The organism is Candidatus Woesearchaeota archaeon (assembly GCA_016187565.1).
Classification (GTDB): Archaea; Nanobdellota; Nanobdellia; order Woesearchaeales; family JACPJR01; genus JACPJR01.
Genome location: JACPJR010000031.1, coordinates 59,487 through 81,697, shown reverse-complemented (window position 1 = coordinate 81,697; position 22,211 = coordinate 59,487). Strand labels below are relative to the sequence as shown.

The 22,211-nt window shown below is 37.0% G+C and carries 21 protein-coding genes; 8 read left to right on the top strand and 13 right to left on the bottom strand.

Translation table 11 applies throughout. From position 1 onward, the window contains the following. Nucleotides 1-39: 39 nt before the first annotated feature. Nucleotides 40-1,437 carry a DUF4330 family protein gene (locus HYW21_08100; protein ID MBI2549285.1) on the top strand — a complete coding sequence of 466 codons (1,398 nt, stop codon included), beginning with the start codon at nt 40-42 and terminating at the stop codon, nt 1,435-1,437. Between the two features lie 9 nt (nt 1,438-1,446). Here HYW21_08100 and HYW21_08095 read toward each other — a convergent pair whose 3' ends face one another. From HYW21_08095 to HYW21_08070, 6 genes are read right to left on the bottom strand one after another with little or no spacing between them, the layout of a single operon-like run. Then, nucleotides 1,447-2,352 carry a glycosyltransferase family 2 protein gene (locus HYW21_08095; protein MBI2549284.1) on the bottom strand — a complete coding sequence of 302 codons (906 nt, stop codon included), beginning with the start codon at nt 2,350-2,352 and terminating at the stop codon, nt 1,447-1,449. After that, a complete protein-coding gene (locus HYW21_08090) occupies nt 2,339-3,688 on the bottom strand; it encodes a hypothetical protein (protein MBI2549283.1) in 1,350 nt (449 codons plus the stop codon). The genes HYW21_08095 and HYW21_08090 overlap by 14 nt, the downstream gene beginning before the upstream one ends. Next, on the bottom strand, nt 3,685-4,503 hold the full coding sequence (locus HYW21_08085; protein MBI2549282.1) for a DUF3473 domain-containing protein: 819 nt from the start codon (nt 4,501-4,503) through the stop codon (nt 3,685-3,687). The genes HYW21_08090 and HYW21_08085 overlap by 4 nt, the downstream gene beginning before the upstream one ends. Nucleotides 4,504-4,542: 39 nt before the next feature. Next, a complete protein-coding gene (locus HYW21_08080) occupies nt 4,543-5,562 on the bottom strand; it encodes a FemAB family PEP-CTERM system-associated protein (protein MBI2549281.1) in 1,020 nt (339 codons plus the stop codon). Nucleotides 5,563-5,568: 6 nt separating this feature from the next. Next, nucleotides 5,569-6,366, bottom strand: a complete 798-nt coding sequence (locus HYW21_08075; protein MBI2549280.1) for a class I SAM-dependent methyltransferase — start codon at nt 6,364-6,366, stop codon at nt 5,569-5,571. Between the two features lie 23 nt (nt 6,367-6,389). Then, nucleotides 6,390-7,280, bottom strand: coding sequence for a glycosyltransferase family 2 protein (locus tag HYW21_08070; protein ID MBI2549279.1), 891 nt, complete (start codon nt 7,278-7,280; stop codon nt 6,390-6,392). A gap of 164 nt (nt 7,281-7,444) precedes the next feature. Here HYW21_08070 and HYW21_08065 point away from each other — a divergent pair, with 164 nt between their 5' ends. Genes HYW21_08065 through HYW21_08050 form a run of 4 tightly spaced genes read left to right on the top strand, consistent with a single transcriptional unit; the run spans nt 7,445 to nt 10,897 of the window. Then, nucleotides 7,445-8,251 (top strand): class I SAM-dependent methyltransferase, encoded by an 807-nt coding sequence (locus HYW21_08065; protein MBI2549278.1) that lies wholly within the window; start codon nt 7,445-7,447, stop codon nt 8,249-8,251. 20 nt (nt 8,252-8,271) lie between these two features. Further along, nucleotides 8,272-9,129 carry a glycosyltransferase family 2 protein gene (locus tag HYW21_08060; GenBank protein ID MBI2549277.1) on the top strand — a complete coding sequence of 286 codons (858 nt, stop codon included), beginning with the start codon at nt 8,272-8,274 and terminating at the stop codon, nt 9,127-9,129. A gap of 3 nt (nt 9,130-9,132) precedes the next feature. Then, complete coding sequence (locus HYW21_08055; protein MBI2549276.1) at nt 9,133-10,212, top strand: peptidoglycan bridge formation glycyltransferase FemA/FemB family protein; 1,080 nt, start codon at nt 9,133-9,135, stop codon at nt 10,210-10,212. Between the two features lies 1 nt (nt 10,213). Further along, nucleotides 10,214-10,897, top strand: coding sequence for a class I SAM-dependent methyltransferase (locus HYW21_08050; GenBank protein MBI2549275.1), 684 nt, complete (start codon nt 10,214-10,216; stop codon nt 10,895-10,897). On the opposite strand, the gene HYW21_08045 is transcribed toward HYW21_08050, so the two are convergent. The 5 genes from HYW21_08045 to HYW21_08025 form a co-directional block, all read right to left on the bottom strand. Continuing rightward, complete coding sequence (locus tag HYW21_08045; protein ID MBI2549274.1) at nt 10,891-12,864, bottom strand: hypothetical protein; 1,974 nt, start codon at nt 12,862-12,864, stop codon at nt 10,891-10,893. The two genes, HYW21_08050 and HYW21_08045, sit on opposite strands and share 7 nt — an antisense overlap. After that, on the bottom strand, nt 12,861-13,841 hold the full coding sequence (locus HYW21_08040; protein MBI2549273.1) for a flippase-like domain-containing protein: 981 nt from the start codon (nt 13,839-13,841) through the stop codon (nt 12,861-12,863). The genes HYW21_08045 and HYW21_08040 overlap by 4 nt, the downstream gene beginning before the upstream one ends. An 81-nt stretch (nt 13,842-13,922) precedes the next feature. After that, a complete protein-coding gene (locus HYW21_08035; GenBank protein MBI2549272.1) occupies nt 13,923-14,429 on the bottom strand; it encodes a hypothetical protein in 507 nt (168 codons plus the stop codon). Beyond that, nucleotides 14,420-14,878, bottom strand: coding sequence for a glycosyltransferase (locus tag HYW21_08030; GenBank protein MBI2549271.1), 459 nt, complete (start codon nt 14,876-14,878; stop codon nt 14,420-14,422). Before HYW21_08030 ends, HYW21_08035 begins: the two co-directional genes overlap by 10 nt. Before the next feature lie 106 nt (nt 14,879-14,984). Beyond that, the gene (locus tag HYW21_08025; GenBank protein ID MBI2549270.1) at nt 14,985-15,992 is read right to left on the bottom strand and encodes an NAD-dependent epimerase/dehydratase family protein; all 1,008 of its coding nucleotides are present in this window, start codon (nt 15,990-15,992) and stop codon (nt 14,985-14,987) included. A 193-nt stretch (nt 15,993-16,185) separates the two neighbouring features. Between HYW21_08025 and HYW21_08020 the strand changes: the two genes are divergently transcribed. Then, the gene (locus tag HYW21_08020) at nt 16,186-17,055 is read left to right on the top strand and encodes a UbiA family prenyltransferase (GenBank protein ID MBI2549269.1); all 870 of its coding nucleotides are present in this window, start codon (nt 16,186-16,188) and stop codon (nt 17,053-17,055) included. Nucleotides 17,056-17,075: 20 nt separating this feature from the next. Here the strand turns inward: HYW21_08020 and HYW21_08015 are convergent, their stop codons facing one another. Next, nucleotides 17,076-18,122, bottom strand: a complete 1,047-nt coding sequence (locus HYW21_08015; protein MBI2549268.1) for an NAD-dependent epimerase/dehydratase family protein — start codon at nt 18,120-18,122, stop codon at nt 17,076-17,078. 55 nt (nt 18,123-18,177) lie between these two features. Here HYW21_08015 and HYW21_08010 point away from each other — a divergent pair, with 55 nt between their 5' ends. Both HYW21_08010 and HYW21_08005 read left to right on the top strand, forming a co-directional pair. Beyond that, nucleotides 18,178-18,645, top strand: a complete 468-nt coding sequence (locus HYW21_08010; protein MBI2549267.1) for a phosphatase PAP2 family protein — start codon at nt 18,178-18,180, stop codon at nt 18,643-18,645. 94 nt (nt 18,646-18,739) lie between these two features. Then, the gene (locus HYW21_08005; protein MBI2549266.1) at nt 18,740-20,791 is read left to right on the top strand and encodes a glycosyltransferase family 39 protein; all 2,052 of its coding nucleotides are present in this window, start codon (nt 18,740-18,742) and stop codon (nt 20,789-20,791) included. Between the two features lie 15 nt (nt 20,792-20,806). On the opposite strand, the gene HYW21_08000 is transcribed toward HYW21_08005, so the two are convergent. Beyond that, nucleotides 20,807-22,210 (bottom strand): hypothetical protein, encoded by a 1,404-nt coding sequence (locus tag HYW21_08000; protein ID MBI2549265.1) that lies wholly within the window; start codon nt 22,208-22,210, stop codon nt 20,807-20,809. Nucleotide 22,211 lies beyond the last annotated feature (1 nt).

Here is a 22,211-nt window from a genome sequence, read left to right as displayed (position 1 = left end):
TTCGCAATACATAAATACCCTAACAGATTCCTCGCCTATATGCAGGAGCAAACAAGAACAACAACAAAATTTAATATATTTGATATTTTCGTGATCCTCTTCCTTGTCTTTGTTCTTGCTGTTGTCATAAAATTCGCTTTCTTTGGGAAGGAAGCCCAATGGGTGTATGTAGAATTTGAAACCAAAGCAATGCCAAGCTGGCTAGCACAACAGATCTCCATTGGAGATGCTGAATATGTAAGAGGCGTAATGCTTGCAAACCTCACTGATGTTTATCATTATGCAACATCAAATATTGAACATAAGGCATTAATTCGTGCAAAGCTTAGGGTAGAGGAAAAAGATGACAAACTCTTTTTTAAAAGTGGAGAGCTCAGAGTAGGAGGCACCATACAAATCAAGACAGAACAACTAACGCTTGATGGACTTATCTCCAAGATAGATCTCGTTGAGGAGTCATCTATTAAAAGAAATGCGGTATTAACCTATGTAACCTTCATTGCTCGGAACCAGCCTATCCGCATCACCGAAGCACTCGCTAATGCTGGCATTGAAAAAAACAACAAAGGGCAAACCCTTGCAGAGATTTTTGATTTTACCACCTTTGAAGGGGACGAAGAGGGTGATGTTATTATTGACGCAAAAATACTTGTGGAAGATGTGAATGGAGAACTCTTTTTTAAGAATAGCCCGATCAAAGCAAAAGCTCCGATCTTTCTTAATCTTCAAAATGTAGTACTCGAAGGAGAAGTACTTGCAGTAAACGATCAACGAAGAAATCTCAGTAATAAAACAATTGTTGATATTAGAATAACGAATGTTCCTTTGGAAGTTATCAAAGCAATTGAAACTAATGATGTCATGACCAGTTATCTTGGAGAAGAGATTGCACGCATTATTGATTTCGAGACCTCTCCGCTGCCTGGCGTCAACAAAAACGTCTTTATGACGGTTGCACTCCAAACACGAAAGATCGGAAATGATCTCTATTTTCTTGACGAACGATTGAAGCTTGGATCAACGCTTCATATTATCACGCAACAAATCGACCTCAGCGGAAAGGTTGTTACTATTCATCCACAATCCAAAAAACTAGTCGAAAAAGAAATTCTCTTAGGTGTGTACAATGTTGCTCCTTGGGTTGCAGAAAGCATCAATATAGGGGATAAAGAACTTAACAATGAGAAAAGAGTAACTGCAGAAATCATAAACAAAGATATACGACCTGCAAAGATGGTTGTCATTACAGACAGTGGAGAAGTGTATGAGAAACAAAATCCAATTAATCGAGATATTATTCTAACCGTAAAGATCTGGTCAGAGGATGTTGGCTCTGATCTTTTGTTTCACAACAATAAGGTAAAAATTGACGAGGAAATTCTTCTCGACCTTACAAGCATTGATCTCCAGGGCAAAATTATTGGATTCGCTGAATGAGTTTTTTAGCTAGAGGTGACTGGTGAGGAACTGCTTTGGTTGGTAGATGTTGTGGAATGCAAGTCTTGCATACATGCTTGCTAGAATAACAAGTCGGATAGTTGACGTCAGAAAAACATTAGAATGGTAATGTTTTTGATAAAAGAGAACCATTGCTTCATGGAAGCATCGAATGTACAAAAGCTTGTTCTTTTTACTGCTCTCACCTTTATAATGGATTATCTGGGCCTTAGGATTATAGTAGATGCCGTATCCTTTTTTTAAGAACCGATAACACCAATCCAAATCCTCTCCGTACATAAAAAAGCGCTCATCGAGCATACCTACCTCATCTACCACACTTTTCCGGACAAACATAAAAGAGCCAGAGATAGCCTCAACTGCTGAACCTTCGTCTGGATCAAGATAGCCAACATTATATCGTGAAAATATTTTGCTTTTCGGAAAAAGAGAACTTAATCCTACAACCTTATAAAACGCTATGCGTGGATTTGGGATTGATCTTCTGCACGCTGGCTGTAATGTTCCATCGATATTCAAGATTTTACAACCAGCCATTCCTATAGGGGAATTTTTATCCATAAAAGAAACCATTTCGGGTAAACAACCCGGTAAGACCCGTGTATCAGGATTAAGCAACAGAAGGTACTTACCTCTAGCCATGCGTATAGCTTGATTGTTTGCAGTGGCAAATCCAACATTATGGTGATTAGTAATAGTGATTACGTCAGGGAATTCACGGTTCAGCATGGAAAGTGAATCATCCTTCGAATTGTTATCAACCACAATAATTTCAATGTTCATGTTTTTAGTATCAGCAAGGATAGAGTAGATACAATCACGTAAAAGGTACTTTACATTATAATTCACAATAATAATTGAAAGGATCGGGATGCTAGTGCTACGAGAGTGCATGTTCATTCCTCCCTCGGAAAAAAAAGGTGCCAAGCGCAGCAAGATACCAAAAGGTATAGGCAATTTTTGATGAGATAAAGGCATCAGTAAAAAGAGCATTTACCATAACAGCAATGGTTGCAAGAAAAAAGCCGAAAAAAAGGCTCTTGAGCAGTGGATCTTGGTGATGGAACGAGGCCATAGCGTGCGTGGTAGCAAGCGAAATAAGGAAAAGAAGGAATAACAACAAACCAATGATACCACCCTCTCCCAAAACCCGGACATAATTACCATCAATGCCAAACCCTACTGAGGACAGTCCACTTCCAATAAAAACATTCTTTTGGAAAGCATGATAGGCCTTTGGCCAATTTACTTCAAAACGTTGCCGGAGTGTTTCAGATAAACGGATCTTTTGTTCATAAAAGAAACTTGCTTCTCCTTTTTGTTCTTCTCGCTGATAAAATACATAAAATATAGGAAGGATAACCAGTAATAAAACAAAACCTAGCACAAGAAGCTTATGTTGTCTGAAAATACCAAAAAGCAGAAGAACAATGGCCATACTCACATAAGGCATAAATGCCTGTGCAGCAATAAGAACGTAAAGACCAAGAAAAAAAACAACTATTATTAGCTTCTGAGGAATGCCTATGTCATATTTTTTTCGATCAAAAATAATATTCAAAAGGATTGCCAGCGAGATAACAAGATACAGGCCAAGATCGTAATTCCCATCAAACGTACTCGAAAGCTCGTGCTTGTAGTAATCAGACTGCGTATAATCATTGCGTTGCGTGTACTGAAACATCCAATCTAAAGCACCAAGTTGCTGTAATATGGCTAAAACGCTGACAAGCATTACTGCAATAACCAAGAGGCGGGCAAAGAAAAGCAGATCGTCTCTGTCACGTACCACACTTCGAACAATAAAGAAGATAAGGACATACTCAACCTGTCGAAGAAAAAAAAGTATGCCAAAGAGCCATGAAATTGTCTCTTGGTTTGCATTGTAAACCGTTGTCAGCAACATAAACCCTAGATAAAGCGAGACAAGTACCGCTATTTTCCCCTTTACTGTTTTTGCGAGATGCATCCGTAGAGGCTTATACGTAAAACACGTGAAAAGCCACCAAATAACAATAAGCACAAGAAGAAAATCTTCAAGACGAACAGGCGTTGGTGAATTCGTAACACGAATAAGCGGAATCTTAGGAAGTAAAGGAATGAATAAAACCACAAAAAGAGTCACTAGCTGAAAGAAGCGATTCGGAAAATAACTTGATGTTTTTTTATCTGACTTTTGACCTGACATTTTGACTGTTTCTGTTGTTTTTGTTGTGCTCTTTTTACTCATAGATGAAGAACCCCACGCATTGAAGAAAAGGTAAATTCCCTCAAGAGTTCACGCAATTTTTTTTTGGTGTGAGCCAAGCCTGTATACTGCCTAAATTCCCTCCACAAACTCATAGAAACGCGTGGCTGGCCATGATCAACCTCCCATGGATGTAAATAAAAAACAGCTGCATGACCTTTCTTATTCGTAGTATTGATAATTTGTTTGCTTACCCACAACGGCAGTATACGAAAGTATGCACCACCCAAGGGGATATTGATGAGGCCAATACGAGTAAAAGAAACAGGGAACTCTATTAATGTTTTTTTAATAAGGTACGGATAACGATAAGATTCACGAAAACTTGCATACGGTTTGTACATTGGAAGAACACTACAATCATATTTAATACCTTGTGCAATAAGCTCGTCAACTGCCCAGAGCGTCTCAGGAGTAAGCGAGTAGTTAGGTGCTCGATAGCCAATGACCGGTGTTCCTGTTATTTTCTGGAGCAGAAGAAGTGATCGCTTTATATCTTCTTTGAACTCTTTTGGTGTCAACTCAAAGAGAGACTGATGGTGATAACCATGGCTTGCAATTTCGTGGCCTCGCTGATGAATCTCTTTAATAAGCTGTGGTTTACGTTCGGCAACCCATCCAACAACAAAAAAGGTTGCTTTTGTGTTGTGTTGATCAAGAAGGTCAAGGATCTCATGAGTACTCTGTTCAACACGTAATGTATAGTTATCCCATTGATGAATAGGGATTCTCATTCGTAAGTTTTGAACCTGAAACCAATCTTCAAGATCAAAGGTGAGCGCATTTGTTATTTTCATAGGTAATCGTTCATTCTTTTTTCGTGCATTATCTCGTTTCTAGGGAAATCGTTCCCGAAATATCGGCCCTAGTTTATTTGCAACAGAAAGGGGCAGTTGTTTCCAGAACATTGCAAATACCTTCCGCTTGATATTTCGCTTGGTAACATCCATAACAGACCCTTTTATGACGTGATAATGATAATGAAGCTGGACAGGCTTCGCCCCAAAATGCTCCTTAAACTTAAAAGTCCCATCATTCCAAAGACTTCTGCCAAAATCAAAAGTTTTTATCCCTAGTTTACATGCGTATTGTATCGCTTCCCAGTACGCAAGATTATTTGGACAGAGATGAAAATATTCCCGCAATGAAGAAGCCCATTCGGATTTTACCGTGTCTTTGTAGAAAAAAAGCATTATCCCTCCAATGTATTGTTCTCCTTTAAAGACACCAACAATTTTTACATCCTCAGGAAAGGCCTTGACAATATTAGCAAAAAAAACAAAACGATCTACCGGAGTACCAAGATCTCGCATATTTATCGCAAAAACCTTATAAAATTGCTCAATAAGCACTGGAGCATTGACTATTTGAACACGCAAACCTTCATGCATAGCCTTTCTGGTTGAATTCCGTACTTTTTTGTTGAATTTTCGCCAAACAAGCTCGGGATCAGAATGCAACTCAAGGAGTAAGGTATAGTAAACAGCACGGGAAGTCCACGGCAAAAGAGGATTTGCCAGATGACGCAATTCAACATAGTTTACCGTATGCTGACGAGCAAGCGTAAGTGCCTGTTTGAGTAAATTGTTCTTTGCCTCTTCATCATCATAGAGCATTCCTGCTTGTGTTGAGAACGGAAGTGAAAGAAGCTTTGTTCCTGTTACCTTATCCTTTACTAAAAAAAGTGGTAGCACACCAGTAAGTGTACCATCCTTAATTGCCCTAAGATAAAATGGTGTGTATGAAAAAGTCTGCTGCAGAACTTCTTTCCATTTGAGCTGATGGAAAAAACAGGATTGAGGATGAGCTTTAATGTACAAATCCCATTCTTTCTCAGTAATGGCATCAGCTTTCATTTTTGTTTATTTTTGCATGGCAACTGCCTTGACAACCAATAAGGGAGCAATAAGCTTAACAGGAAATCCAACAGGAACTGCCTTTGCCATTTTCCAGTTATGGGCATGAAAGAAGTTTTGAATAGTGCTATAAGAATAACATTTATGCGGAAAAGCTTCCTGATCGTAGACATGGTACTTATACCAGAGCACAGGGTTCATACTGTTTTTAAACTCAACAATGATTGCACCGGATGGCTTACAGACACGTACCATCTCTTGAATACTTACCTTCACATCATGAGCAGAAGGTAGATTATGGAGAACATCAACACAAACAATGACGTCAAAGGTATGGTCTGCAAAAGGAAGTTTTTGTAAGATACCTTCATGGAGTTCATAGCGATCTTTAAAGCCCTGTTCCTTAAGCCGTTCATCTGCTTCTTGGAGCATGGATTTTGAGAAATCGAGTCCGATAACTCGGGCAGAGGGATGACACAAAAGCTTCAGCATGAGAAGACCATTGCCGCAACCAACATCTAAAATATGGGATTGAGACTTAGTTTTCGTCACGAGTTCGTCAAAGATAAGTTCATGAGCTACTTTCCTTCTGAGATTTTGCAATCGCATATTTCCTTTATCTTTTCCCTCTACCCCATAGACCTTTGCCATAGCATCAAAAACATTAATGATGTTATGCATCTCTCTATCTTCGTTTTTATGCATAACTTTATCTACCTGTTTGTTCATATCTGCGTGATCTTTTTTATCTGCTGCTGCTCTCTTATTCTCAGTTGCAATGCTTGTTGGCTTGTTGCTCATCATCTGTACCTCTTCCATTAATCTTTTCAAACACGTTTTTCTTTTCTCAGGACATTTCCTGCAAGTGCAACAAACATCAGAAAATGAATTACTGCTGAACGAGTTGCATAACCAAGCATGTTAGTCCTATAGAACTTATTATGATATAACTGCATAGAACGGTAAAATTCTTTAATCATCGGATAACTCATCTTTTTACTACTTTCACCACCATAATGGATAACTGACGTATGGGGATAATAGACTACCTTATAGCCTTTTCTTTTTAAGCGATAGCAGAGGTCAACATCCTCGCCATACATAAAATAACGTTCATCAAGAAGGCCAACATTGTTTAATACATCTGCTCGCGTTAAAAAAAAAGCACCGGCAATTTTATCAACTGATTGAGGAGAGTGATGATTCAAGTCAAGAAGGTAGTACGAAACCAAAGACTTATTCCGTGGAAAAAAACGCTGAAGTCCTGTAGCTTTTAAAAAGGCAACCGTAAATGCACGTTTTGGCGTTAATTCTCCACGACAAGTTAAGTCAAGTTGTCCGTTTGGTTTCATAAGTTTAACGGTTAATGCTCCTATCTCCTGATGCTGTTGCATAAAAGCAACTGCTTTATCAATAGCATGATCACGGATTTCAGTATCCGGGTTAAGTAAGAGAATGTATGAACCTTTAGCAATGTTAATTCCCTGATTATTTGCTCTAGCAAATCCACTATTAATGGTGTTTTGAATAATCCTTACCTGAGGAAAGCGCTCTTGAATAGCTGCAACAGAACCATCATATGATGCATTATCAACAACAATAATTTCATGAGGAAAAGAAGTTTCTTTCTTAATAGATTCAAGGCATTGGAGAACTAAATCCTTTACCTTAAAATTTACGATTATAATAGATAACTGAATTTGCTTTTTTAGATTCATAGTAGTAATAACCCCTCCAGTAAAGGACGACAATAAATCCGAAGTAAAAGGGTAAAGTTCTTAAATGTTTTGTCTATCTACCTACAGAAGGAGGACATTCTTTACGAAAATACGAGATATAAAAAAGACTAATCACTGGTACGTCCCAAGGAGCATCAAGCATAATGAAACTACCACAGGATTCTCTTCGGCAAAAAAAACATTTTTCAGATAAGAAGTATGTCGATCAGTATATAGGGTCTCGAACACAAGTCCAGTTTACAAAAACCTATCTTATGCTTCGCTATAGGGATTTCCGAAAAAAAGTTCTTACAGAGATAAACCGCCCGCAAGAAAAAATGGGTTTAGACTTGATGTGTGGTCATGGGGCACTTACAGAGCTTTTTTCACAAAAAACCAGAAAAATGTATGGTGTTGATATTTCTTCACAAATGCTTGATCATTTTCCAAAGAAACATTGGACACCAAAGCAGGGGGATGCGTATGCTATCCCTTTCTCAAAAGAAACATTCGATTTTGTGGTGATCTACGGATCCCTGCATCATTGTAAAGACATTGTTAACGTATTTTTTGAGGTTAATCGAGTACTTAAGCCAAAAGGTCTTTTTATCTTTGATGAGCCGTGTGATGATTTTTTTATCATTCGATTCATGAGAACGTTTATTTATACAGTTTCATCAAAATTTGACGAGAAAACAGAACGGGGTTTTCAAACAAAAGAGCTTATCCAAGCGCTAAAAAAGACCGGATTTTCTATTAAGAGCATTGAAAAAGACGCCTTTTATTCACAGTTGTTCCACAGCGATGTTATCCCTTGCATCAAACATGCAGACAAAATTCCTGGGATTAACACCGTTGTTCATGCAATGTACAGATTTGAGAAAATTCTTGGAAAAGTTCCATTGATGAGCTATTTCTCCTCAAACATACGGATTATTGCGAAAAGTAAAAAGACAACGAAACCATTTTAAATGGAAAGGTGATTCTTTCGGTGGGGGTTTTTGTGATAAGTGTTGTCATTCCGGCATATAACGAAGAAAATACAATTCACCGCGTCTTAGAAGAAACACTCAGCATACTGAAAAGTCTTAAGATTGCTTTTGAAATCCTCGTGATAAATGATGGTTCCTCAGATAAAACCGTAGAAGTCGTTGCAAGTTTTCCAAAGGTAAAACTTATTTCTCATCAGTTTAACCGAGGATATGGTGCTGCTTTAAAAACAGGTATTCGCCAAGCAAAAGGTGAATATCTTCTGATCATGGATGCAGACGGACAACACTACGCGGAAGATATCCCTCGACTACTGAGAGAAAAAGAACAGTATGACATGATAGTTGGTAAAAGAACAAAAACTACTTCTTTAGTAAGAAAACCAACAAAGATGGCTATTGAGATGTTCGCGAATTATATCGCTGAAACAAAGATTCCTGACCTCAATTCTGGATTTAGGCTCATTCGAAAGAGTGTTGCAGAACGTTTCCTAGGAATATTACCAAACAGCTTCTCCTTTACAACAACAATAACATTAGCCTGTTTCAAAGAGGGATATCAAGTAAAGTACATTCCTATTCACATTAAAGAAAGAAAAAGAGGAAAAAGTACGATCCACCCTCTCAAAGACACAGTAAGATTTTTTGTTCTTATACTCCGTATGACCATGCTGTTCAGCCCTTTGAAAGTGTTGCTTCCGGTAAGTATATTGACTTTTGTCGTGGCCCTTAGCTGGCTAATTCATGATATTATGCTAAGCAATCTTTCAGATCCTACAGTTCTTCTCTTTATTGTATCATTTCTTGTCTTTTTCTTCGGCCTCATTGCTGATCAGCTTTCTCTTCTGGGGAGGCAGTAAACAATGCCTTTCATCATTGAAAGCCTGAATGCAAACAATGTACATGATTGGCAAGAGTTTGTTGCTGAGCAAAAGCATGCGACCGTATTCCATAGCCTTGAGTGGAAGGAAATAATAGAAAAAACATTTGCGCATATTCCAGAATATCTAATGGCAAGAGAAAAAGAAACAAGAAAAGTCGTCGCTCTATTTCCTGCGTTTTTGGTTAAATCGTTTATCTTCAAGAATAGAATAATTTCACTCCCTTTTTCTGATTATGGAGGTATATGTTTTGCTTCACAGCTTAACCAAGAGGAAAAAGAAAAAATCATGCCACAGATACTCTCATTACTCGATTCCACTGCAAAAAAAAATAATTGTTCCGCTATAGAAATAAGAGGGCAACAAATGAATGATCCTCTTTCTAAAGGAGTGCTTCAACACAATAACTTCATACATACTGCTCCCTATGTTACGTTTATTATCCCGCTTCAGGAAAAAAAAGAAATTAGTTTAAGATCTCCGTCAGTACAACGCATAGTGAAAAAAAATGTTAGTCGACTCTTACTGAAGGAGGTAGAAGAGAAAGAGATGAAAACATTTTACAATCTTTATTTACAGACCATGAGACGCTTTTGCTCCCCACCCTATCCCAAAAAATTTTTTGCTTTGCAAAAAAAAATTCTTGGAGAACATTACCATATACTCGGGGCATATTATAATGAACGATTGATTAGTGCATTGGTTTTTGTCTGCTGGAAAAAAACAGTTTATTATCTCTATGGGGTTTCAGATCCAAAATACAATTCATTAAGTCCACACTATAGCATCCATGATGCAATGATTACGTATGCAAAAAACAAAGGAATGGAAACATTTGATTTGTGCAGGACCCGAAAGAACAGTGGTGTTTATATCTATAAGAAAAAATGGGGGGGTGAGGAGAAAGAAGTTGATTATCTCTTTAAGATATACAAAAAAGTAGATCTCAACCTTGACCCGGAAAACAGGAAGTTTTATGTGGCACAAAAGATTATATCAATATTCCCTCTCGAAGCCCTTCGCATTATTGGACCACCATTAAGAAAACACATTGGAAAATAAAATGAATGAAATAAAACAAAGACACAAGATTATTAGTGCATACGATAACATTGCTCAGAAAAAAAAAGGGTTACACTCTTTGCCAGGGTCTATTTCTTACTATTTTCAACAGAAAATGAAAACAAGAATAAATAGCATGGTCAGCAAGGAAAGCAGTACCATTGCGGACATTGGTTGTGGGCGTGGAGATCTCAGCATAATGATGGCACAAACACATCCTCACACCAGAGTATACGGTCTTGATGCATCCATATGGATGATACAACGTGCACAAGAGCTAAAAAAAATAACAAAAACAGAGAATGTCTCTTTCTCTGTGCATGACATTCATTTTCCTTTGCAGAACAAGTATGATACTACAGTAATGTTAGGGGTTCTCCTCTACATTAGCCCATCAGCACTCAAGAAAGTTATTACTAATATTTGTATTGGAACAAAAAAAGAAATAATCATAGAAATAAAGAACAAACATTGCCCGTACTATCCAATTAAAGTTTTTAAACACCGACTCCTCATTCCAGACGTGAAGATGTATGGGCATACTATTACAGAAATGAAGCGGTTGTTCTCTCAACAAGGACTTTTCCTGATGAAAATAAACCCTCTCTTCGGCATTTCTTTACTATCACCAACGATAATTCTAAAATTCGCGAGACAAAAACTATTACAGAAAAAAGCTTATTGATTCATCTGAAAAATCATCTTGCCATCTTTGCTGTAGACCTCCCTGAAATGGAGAGGCGATACAACGAATTTTTGTGGATCATCTTTTTCTGTATTCACATAAATGTAGGTAATGTTATAGGTTTGAAGAGACATAAGTGTATCGTTAATACTTGTGGAAGAATTGAAAATGATATTCATCGCTTGCACACGCTCCGTAAGGTTAAGTGACGGAAGATGTCCACCATAAATAGTAAGTACAAAGACAGGTACTCGAGAACTAATCGCAAGATTCGCAATGACATCACTCGAAGTAAGCGTACTTCCTGGTGTAAGGGTTTCTTGCATAAATAATTCAGTAGGTTTTAAGGAGAATGGTTGCTTTGTTTTCCATGCCTGAATGCTTCCCTTTGTAAGATTTGCAGAGGCTGGAACGAGAAGGAGTAGAGCACCAAAGAGAATTAAAGGAACGATCAGAAATACAATCGTTTTTTTTCGTTGACTGAAAAAAGAATGGGTAGTAATAAAGGAAAGGAAGATGAATAATCCATATGCCAAGAGGTAAACAAGTGGCATAAGATAGTCCATTTTAACAAGCAGGCGAATGGAAAGGATAGTAGAGAGAAACGTTATTAATGGGGGAGTAAATAGAACAATAAGGGGAAAGAAAAAGAGAGATACAAGAAACACTGACCAGATTTTTTCTCGTTTGAAGAAAAAAAGAGGAACGCAAACAAACAGCGAGAGAATAACGGGCATTTTTAGATAAGAAATTGGGTTGATAAGAAAGAGAGTTTTAGATAGAAATAGCTGAGTAGGATACGTTGGAGGAATTCCTCCAGCGCCATAGTTAAAAAATTTGACAAGAATAGTGGGTGTGCTCAAGAGAAAAGATAGGAAAAATAATAGAACAATTCGGTGAAAATGGGATTGAGAAGAAAAAACATCATGAAAACTCTTTGAAAAGAGTATCACTCCTAGAGCAAAAAATACGAGCGCAAGAAAAAAAAGAAAGAGTACCATCGAGTGAAACCATGAAAAAAGAGAAACTGTAATTGCAATTATAAACCGCAGAGAAGTAGTCGGCCGGGAGAGATATTCAAAAGTGAGGTAGAATAGGAATGGCATAATAAAAAAAAGCATGATATATCGCTGAAAGCCCGAATAATAAATGTAGTCAAGGAATGGCTGAATTACAAGAAAGAGAAACCCAAGGATAGCGGAAAGATATCCCATTGTCTGGTTATTCTCAAACAATCGCATACCAAATGCAAAAAAGGCAACAAGAAAAAAAGGAAGTACAAGGAAAGAAAGATGAGTATTAAAGAATACTGGATCAACGCCAGATAGTTTAACCATAAGGGAAGTCATAACATACCAAGTGTTAAGACCGTAGGCGGGGTCTATTTCAGGAATATTAAGAATGGGGATAAAAGGAGAAATAGCATCAAGGATAACCATCTCTCGGTTCACAGCCATATTATACCAAATATCACCTGTATCAGGAGCAGGATGCGTGTAGCCAACAAATGAAATGAAGAGCATTAAAAAAAGGATAATAAGCACAGGAAAAATAGAAGAAGAAGTTTCAGAGAAAGTGGGAAGAGAAAATCGAAGCGAAGATATATAAGGGAGCAAAACAATCAAAAGAGTGAGAATAAAAGTAAGAGCGATAACAAGAAAAAAAATAAAGGTAAGAGAAGTCTGAAATACATAGCCTATCAGTGAGAATACACTCAAAAACAAAAGGCCTGAGGCAAAAGAAAAAAACAGATGGAGAAGTGCTGTTCTTCTCATGGTGTGAAAAAGAAGTAAAGACAGAAGGTGTCCTGGAAAGAGAATAAACACGTAAAAGGAGAGGAACATTTTTGCTGGAAGTGGAAATGCAAGAAAAGCAGAAAAAAGAGAGAAAAAATAAAAGAAAAGTGGAATAACAAGAGTAAAGATGATGTTACGAAGAGAAAGTCCTTGATTTGTTTTGAAATTCATTCGAGATCACCATGGGAAATGTGTTTTTTAGCAAAAAAGGAAAAAAAGAAGAGGAGACTATAAGGAACAATGACAACAAAAATCGTACTTGCTAAAATAAGGGTTGAGTATGCAAGCGCAAGCTCCCAAGAGATTCCATACATACCAAAAAGAAGAATAACAAGAGAATCTCTGGTTCCAATACCGAGAATGCTAATGGGTAATAAATCAACAATCGTATAAGCAGCAGTGACAACGAGAATAATAAGAACAGGAAGGTTTATTTCTAGTGACCGTGCCAAAAAGACTGTAGCAAGAAAAGAAAGACTCCAACAAAACAGAGAAAAAAGCATCAACGAAAAGATGTTTCTCAATGAAAGATGTGCTTTTTTCTCTAGAGAAGCATTGAAGCTAGGTGACTGAACAGATGAAGATGTAGATAATTTTTTATGATATATTTTTTGAGCGAGCTTAAAAAGGAATAGTGGGATATTTTGAAACAAAAGAAGAATCCCAAACAGAACAACCATCAGCAGAACTATAGCAATGAAAAGTGCTTGCTCAGGTATGACATCATACACAAAAAAAAGTCCAGGAAGACCAATGCTTAACAGAATCAAGAAATCAGATAGTCGATCAAGAAAAATGCTCATGAACACAGGAAATAAGGCGTATTTTCTGAGTGGGATCATCTTGGTGAATTCTCCAAGTTTTGCTGGTGAGATCATACCAAGCGAAGCTCCCATAATGTAATAAGTAAAGGTCTTTCGAAAAGGCAGTGAAATACCATAGATAGAAAGAACCCAATGCCATTTTAAGGCACGGAAAACAACCAGAACCAAGGAAACCAACAGTCCTAGCGCAATAAGATGAAGTTTTGCTTGGGCAAAAATAGCGAGAACCTCTTGGAGATCAACTTGTGTTATAATAAAAAATAAAAGAATAAAGCCGATCAAATAGAATATCCATCGGTATGTTGTTCGTATTGTTGATGTCATGATCATTAAAAACAGATTATAGAAAGCGGGTAAACGTGCATAGTATATTAAATTATTCTGTTGGGGATATTGTTAAACAACTTATATCTTCAAAAGTCGAAAAAAGACCGCAATACTCTCATTGAGGCTTGCAATGATGTTGTTCTGCATCAACCATTTATCTGAATATTTCCGTCGCTGTTGTACGGTCTTTCGTTGTTGCAATACTCTTGGTAGTTTCATAAGAAATGCGATGTTTCCTTTATGCAAAGCAAGCCATCGAGAAAATCGGAGGTAGCGTAAAAAATAAGCACTTTTCACGAGGTCATACAGTAATGAAAGAAGGCTTCCTTTAAAAACAGTAAACGGTTCTGCATTCTTCCAAAGATTACTTAAACGATTGATTTGGCCGAGGTAAACACTTCTGCTGGATTTATTAAAACCCCCAAAATATCCTCCATACTTATGATACACAACAGACATGGGCACATAAACCACCTTATACCCATAGAGCCATGCACGCCAGGCAAGATCAACATCCTCAAAATAGATAACGTACGAGGGATCAAATCCTCCAATATCAAGAAAAAGATATCTTTTCACAAGCATTGCTCCGCCACAGGCAAGACCTGAGTTATTTTACCACCAGCATAATTGAGATGAGCCGGTTTATCATAAAAATACATTTTACTCCCACACACAGCAATAGTACTATCTTCAAGCATGGGCTTTATTGCCTCTTTCAAAAAATTCTTGTCAACCTTTGTATCATTGTTCAGAAAATAAAGGTATTCACTAGTGATAGAATTAACTGCACGGTTATATCCCTCAGCAAAGGCATAGTTCTTGTCAAACGCAAGGATTTTTACCCAAGGAAATGTTTTCTGAGCATAAGTAACAGAGTCATCAGTTGAGGCATTATCCATTAAAAAAACCTCATAGTCTGGATAATCAACTGATTCTAATGATTCAAAACAGTCTTTAAGAAAACCAATACCATTATAATTAATAACAATTACTGAGATTTTAGGAAATTTAGGAAAATTTGAAGCGTGCATGCTATGAAAAGTGGATAAGAAGTATATAAATTACATCGATAAGTGGCTGGTAGATGATCAATAAAACAATAAAGCAATAAAACGATCACGCTGAAATGAAGTAAAGTCAGAACATTCTATCTTTCCATGTTTTCGGTGTACGTTCATTAACAATTTCAAGATCAAGATGGTACTTAAAAGGCTTGGGGCCTCGTCCTTTAATATACATAATCATCTCTTGAAGTCCTTGCCTAAGGGCATATTTTGTTTGATAACCAAGGAGCTTTCTTGCTTTATTTGCAGAACAGGTTGCAAGTTTTACTTCCTGTGGCCGATCAGGCATGTACATGGGATGTAATTTAAAATTAAGAAGTTCAGCAATAATCTTTGCAAGCTCATTAATAGTGATAACTTCTTCATCTGGACCAATATTTATAATTTCTCCAGAAATATTCTTCTCAAAAGCTAATTTTTCTAAACATTGAATGCAATCCTGAACAAATGAAAAGCAGCGTTTTTGTTCGCCATCTCCATAGATAATAGGCTGTCTTCCCTGGAGCATCATATTAATCATAATCGAAGCAACATTTCGATAAGGATCATCATATTTTTGCCGTGGCCCTATGATATTGTGAGGAACTGCAATAACATATTCCATGTTGTGGGTTTGGGCAACGTTTCTAACCAATAATTCTGAAGCATATTTTCCAATACCATAAGGATCTTGAGGTTTTGGTTCCATATCCTCAGTAAAAGGAACCTTATTCTCCCCATATCGTGCCATACTTGAGCAAAGAACAAAACGTTTAACATTCGTTGCAACTGCTGCAGAAACAACAGAGGCTGTACACTGATACACATTTTTAGTTACTAGATACGGAGAGAAAACGCTTAACCCTTCATAGGCTGTTGCTGCACAATGGTAAACTATATCAACATCCTTCATAATCTTTTTCATCGAATTGAGATAATTGCAATCATATTGATAGAATTCAACCTGACTTGGCACATTATCCAGATAGCCACCAATTAAGCTATCACAACCAATAACATGATGACCTTTTGCAATCATGGTATCAGCGAGATGACTTCCGAGAAATCCTGCGACGCCAGTAATAAAAATTCGTTGTTTCATGCGATCATCCTAGAACAGTTGACATACTAACCCTAAGCAGGGTAAAAAACAACCTATATAAATGTTTTTATTAAGCGGATTAATGTGGGATGAAGTATTTTTTCGAACATTTTTTATATCCAGAAGCTAAACCACTCAGTCTAAAGCCTAATATAAAGATGCACTCGGTTATGATCTCCTCCTAACAAATCAAATGACAAAACTCTCTGTTTATGTTGATCTTATAAGAGTACGACAGTGGTACAAGAATTTAGTTGTTTTCTTAGCACTGTTCTTTATAGGACAATTATTCGATCTTCATTCGCTTTTCTTAACGCTCCTCGCCTTCTTATCTCTTTCGTTTATCTCTTCATCAAACTATATCATTAATGATCTTGTTGACGTAGAAAAAGATCGTCTCCATCCTGAGAAAAAATTAAGGTCACTTCCTAGTGGGAGAATGAAGGTAAGTACTGCAATAGTAATAGCAGTTGCACTCCTTGGTTTTGGGTTTTACTTAGGTTTCTTGCTCGGTTCTCTGTTTTTTGTAGGCCTAGTTCTGTTTTTTCTGTTTTCTCAAATATATACCTTTTTCCTAAAGCATATTCTTTGTGCTGACATCTTGACTATTGCTACGCTTTTTGTGACCCGTGCTCTTTTGGGAGCTTTTGCTATTAACGTTACGGTATCTCCTTGGCTAATCCTTTGTCCATTTTTCTTGTCCTTATTTATGTCGATAGGAAAACGTCATGGTGAGGTACTCTTTCTCAAAGAGAAGGCAGTGGAAACAAGAAAAGTGTTAGATAGCTACAGCCTTGGATTAACCAACGCGCTTATGAACATTTCAACTGCTTTATTAGTCATCTCCTATGCTTTATACTCTTTTTTAAGCAACTATACAAAACTAATTTACACCCTTCCTCTTGCACTTTTTGTTATTTTTCGCTACTTCTACCTTATTCATAGCGGATCGATTATCGCCAGACATCCAGAAAAAGTAATTACTGACAAAGAGATGGTTATTGGAATTGCCTTATGGACTCTCTTAACTCTCGTTATCATGTATTCAGGACTTTTTAACTGAGGGGGATAAAACGAGAAGATTCAAAAAAAATGCTTTATTACTCCTAAAATCCCCTGCTTCCAAGGAACCCTATGAGTAACTCCTGTTCTGTTCTGGTACTCACTATAGTTCTTCAAGTACCACTCATAATTTCGAATCAATGCTTGCTTATTGGAATACTTTGGTACAAAACCAAGAACTTTTTCTGCTTTCTCAATAGAAACAAATGAATCTTCTGGAGCAGTCTCATAAACCCATTTGTACAATGGAGAAAGATGCAAGAACTCTAAGAACCTCAATGTCCAAATAAGGGGCTTCGCAGGTACTGGAACAATCTTTTTGCCATATCCCGCATATTTAAGAACAGCGCCAAAATCTTCCTTCATAGTAGTGTATTCTTTTGCGCCAATGTTAAAAGTATCATTTACTATTTGTCTTGGCTTGATTGCACAAAGGTATATTGCTTCGCACAGATCTTCTACATCAAGCAATTGGTAACGATTTTTTCCAGAACCAACAATCGGAACACTTTTTCCGCTTTTTATCCAGTCATAATAAATCGCAAAAACTCCCAGTCGTTCTGGTCCAATAAATGATTTGGGTCGTAAAATAGGCACACACATTCCCTGTTCTCTATATCCAAGACATATTTTTTCGGCAAGTATCTTTGCTTTGCCGTAATTCCCAACTCCATCTAATGTATCATCTTCATACAACGGATGATGGTCAGGGATGCCATAGACTGCAGTACTTGAGATGTGAATAACCCGCTTAACATTATTTTCTTTCGCAGCATCAAGAACATTTTTAGTACCTTTAACATCGGTAGAGAAGATTTCTTTTTTTGTATATAAAGGGAGGGCAGCTGCAGTGTGTATCACTACATCAACCCCTTTCATTGCCTTTTTAAGCATGCTAAGGTTTCGAATATCTCCATTGACAACCTCGACTTTCCGTATCATATCAGGGTAATCAAAGGGTTGGATATCAACAGAAATAACCATATGACCTTTCTGAATCAAAAAGCGAACAAGATTAATCCCCAAGAAGCCGGCACCGCCAGTTACCAAAAAAGTCTTTGATTTCATGTCGTAGTAAGAAATGATGATAAATTTATAAAGTTGTCGATATATACTTACTTGTATGGTTGTAATGAGAAACCAGTTCAAAGAGCTAATTCAATCACTCTTTAGAGACATTACCACCCTTGGCGGCTCTTTTTTCTATGGGATTATGATGCTTTTTGTTTTAGGAATTGGTGAGTTAGAACTTTTTTACCAACTCCTGTTAGGATTTATTGCAACTACAGGTTTCGTGGTTCTTATCCGAACCTTTTATTTTAAGGACAGACCAAACAAACAACACTATTCAGGCTTTTTGGAGAGAATTGACGCGTCATCCTTTCCAAGTCTTCATGCAACGAGGGTTGTTTTCTATTCCTTAGTGTTTATTAATTTCTTCAGTAACAGTTTTATTACTGCTTGGTTCTTCATCCTCATGATTTTAGTAGTGTATTCAAGAATCTACCTTAAGAAGCATGATTGGATTGACATTATTGGTGGAATTCTACTCGGCCTTATGGTCTTTTGGATCTCAACAATACTTTTCTAAAAAATAAATCTCACACATAGAATAGTTTAAATAGTTGCAAAGAACTCTAAAACAGTAACCGTGAAAAAAGGATGTGGGTTGAGGGGAATCATCATTGACAAGAAGACTAAAACCATTTAATCATTTTTTTACTAAAAAGCACTTAGATTTCTTTAATAAGACTTCGCTCATTTTTGTCTTGATTCTTGCCTTTGGAATCTATTTACGGATCCAGTACCTTGATTTACCTCTTGTGGGAGATTATGCGTGGAGAGAAGGAGATGTTGCAGCAATTGCAAAGAACTTTTATCTTAATGGCTACAACATTTTCTATCCCCAAGTTGATTGGCGAGCAGACACACCCGGATATGTTCAGAGTGAATTCCCACTTTATTCCTATGTTATTGCGCTCTTTTATCCCATATTTGGTGTTCACATCATCATAGGGAGGATTACATCTCTACTATTATCTATTAGTTCATTGATTATCATGTACCATCTTGTTAAGCATTACGAAAACAAAAAAACAGCATTGTTTGCTATGTTCTTTCTTGCAATTGCTCCAGTCTTTGTTCATATGAGCAGAAATTTACAGCCAGAATCCATGGTAACTTTTTTTTCTTTAGCTTCTCTTTATTTTTTTTCCAAATGGTTAGATAAAGAAAATTCATGGCTGTATTTTGTGCTTGCAACAACCACAACTGCTTTTGCGTTTTTAGTTAAAATGCCTGTAGTATTATATTTACCATTTTCTCTACTTTTTTTAGGTGTTGTTAAATATAGGCTTCGAATATTCACTCGGTGGAAATTATGGCTTTTTCTTATACTTGTCCTAACTCCTTTTTATTACTGGTATTACATACACACTGTTTCTCTTTATGAAAAGACGGGTCTGTCTTTTGAATTATTTGATTTTAAAATGCAACAAACCCCTGACGAGGATCCTATGTGGGGCCCTATGGTATATCCCTTGTACAAAGAGATTGGATGGTACAAGACAGTGTTTATACGGAGAGTCTTTTTTGCACTTGGATTACTTGGGGGAATTTTAGCATTACTCGGAATATTTGTGAAACCAAAGAATCATTCAGGATACTTCACTCATTTCCTTTTTTTAGGCATTTCTGTCTTCTTAATTTTTGCAGCAAAACGAACCTTTATCCACCATTACTATATCCTACCAGTGGTGATACCGATGTCCATCTTTGCTGCAAGGAGCCTTAGTAGGATAACCGAGCTTCAGTTTCTTCGTGGAAGTAAAGAACGAAATTTCATCAGGTATGGAGTGGTAACTGGGATCCTACTGTATTCTTCAATCATGATCTTATTGCATAGCCCAATACCCCATAGATATGATCCCATTACCTTCGAGATGTTCTCAAAAATAGATCAGATTATTCCTGACAATGAGCTTGTTGTTACCGATATGATCAATCCTTCGTACATGTATTACGCCAACATACAAGGGTGGCGCATTCCACCTGAAGGTATGACCTTTGAGTTTATTGAATATGCTAAAGAAAGAGGAGCAAAATACGTTGTTCGTTTAGAAAGTTCTTTTTTATTTGAGAATAATTCTCTTTCAAAAGGGCTTTTAAATGCATCCTATGACATAGTACTTTATAAGGTTCCAGATCATTTTGTAATCATAAATTTGTCGAATCGAAGGGGATACACTCAACCGATTAAAGTCAGTTCAAATAAAAACGAAAGTATCTCCGAAGTATATAAGATAGAATCCCTTATTGATGGGAAAGTGGCAGATAATAGATATATAATTGCTGAGGTAACTGATAACCCTGAGAGATGTAATACAAAGAACATTTGCTCTGTTAATTTTACATTTACCAAAGAAATAGTTATCAACAGGATAGATGTAGTTCAAAACTACCAAAAAACAGCCTTTGCTGAAGATGTTCTCAAATCACCTAATTCATGGGCAGATTACAGCATTTCTTACTATGCATCAAATGGTGAACTTGTTGAAATTATTCCATACCAAAAGATTCCCTTATCAACAAAGTTAATAAAAACAACTCATAACCTTTCGACACCAATTCAAGCAAATATGATCCAAGTTAGGCTATTCAATCCTAACTTGCCAGGAGTATACTACGTCGCTTTAGGCGAAGTCTTGTTTTATACGTCAGACGGTGAAGTAATCTAACGAACAGAGATTTATTTAACTTAGTTCATGGGCTTCATTATGCAGCCACATGAGAATACCTACGAAAAGCCAGAAATACATGGCTATTTTTGAGGATTCAAGAATATCGATGAATGTGGCATCAACCAAAATGCCAATAATTCCTAAGAAGATTCCGAGCGCAGTTGTTTGTAGGAGTGGATTTATTTTTTTGTTGGTAAAGATATGCATGCCAACCCGAATAAAAGCAAAAATTATCCAAAAAAAAGCAAGAATCCCTAGAATGCCAGTTTCAGCGAGTATCCTAAAGTAATTCCCGTCAACAGCCGTGCCTACTGAAGATAAACCTGAACCAAAAACTGGATTTTTTCGAAAAGCTTCTAATGCCCGTGGCCATTGAACCGTAAATCGAAGTCCTAAGCTCGCATCTAAAATCTCTGAACCGCCTCCTTTTAATGTTGCAATAGCATCAAGAATCTTTTTTTGTTGCTGTTTATCCAAGAGAAAAGGAAAAACAAAAAGCAGTGGAATAAGATAATAAAATAAACGACTTTCACGAATAATAACAAAAAGCATAATAACAACAATCATGGCAACAAGTGGTGTTCTTGCCTCTGCTGCAATAAAAATAAAAAGATCAGAAAGGAGAATAATAAACAAAAGCCATCTTGGTAGATACCGATCGTGATGTTCGGCAAACAATAGGCAGAGAATAAGGGGAATGATCAATAAAAAATACGCAGCAAGATCATAATTCCCTGCAAAGGTACTCACGAGTTCATATTTATAGAATTCTGGACCATATTCAGTACCTGCTTGGGTGTACTGGTAAAGAGGACCAGTTATATCCAGCAATTGCAGAATCCCAAAGATTGCGACTACCCAAGAAACAAGAATAATCGTTCTCATAACCAGCGGGAAGGAAGATCGTTTAAGTGTGCTTATAGCGATAAAAAAGGCAAAAAGATATTCTATTTTTCGAGCAAAGTAAAAAAAGGCTACTAATGGTTGGAGCTCATTATTCAAAACACCAATTAGCGTGGAGATCAATGAAATACTCAGAAAAACAAAGATAGGGATATGAAGGGGTGTAACAGGGATTTCCTGTTTGTTTACGATAAGATAGACTAGCCAGGCACTAACTAGAACAAGCAAAAGTATGTCATCAAGACGAATACCAACAGGAGAGCCAGGAACACCGAAAAGAGGTATTTTAGGAAGCAAGGGAATAAAAATAACAAGAGACAGAAGTAAAGGCGTAGGTCCTTTAGTAAGAATTCTAAGAAGAGCTATGAAGAGAACCATGCCTATACAACCAAGCAACAGATAACGAAAAGGAACCAGTGCACTAAGTATTCCAAAAATAATGCCCAAGACTGCAATGGTAAGGGTTATAATCCACGATTTTAGAACAAAAGGTTTCTTCCCTAATAATTTCATA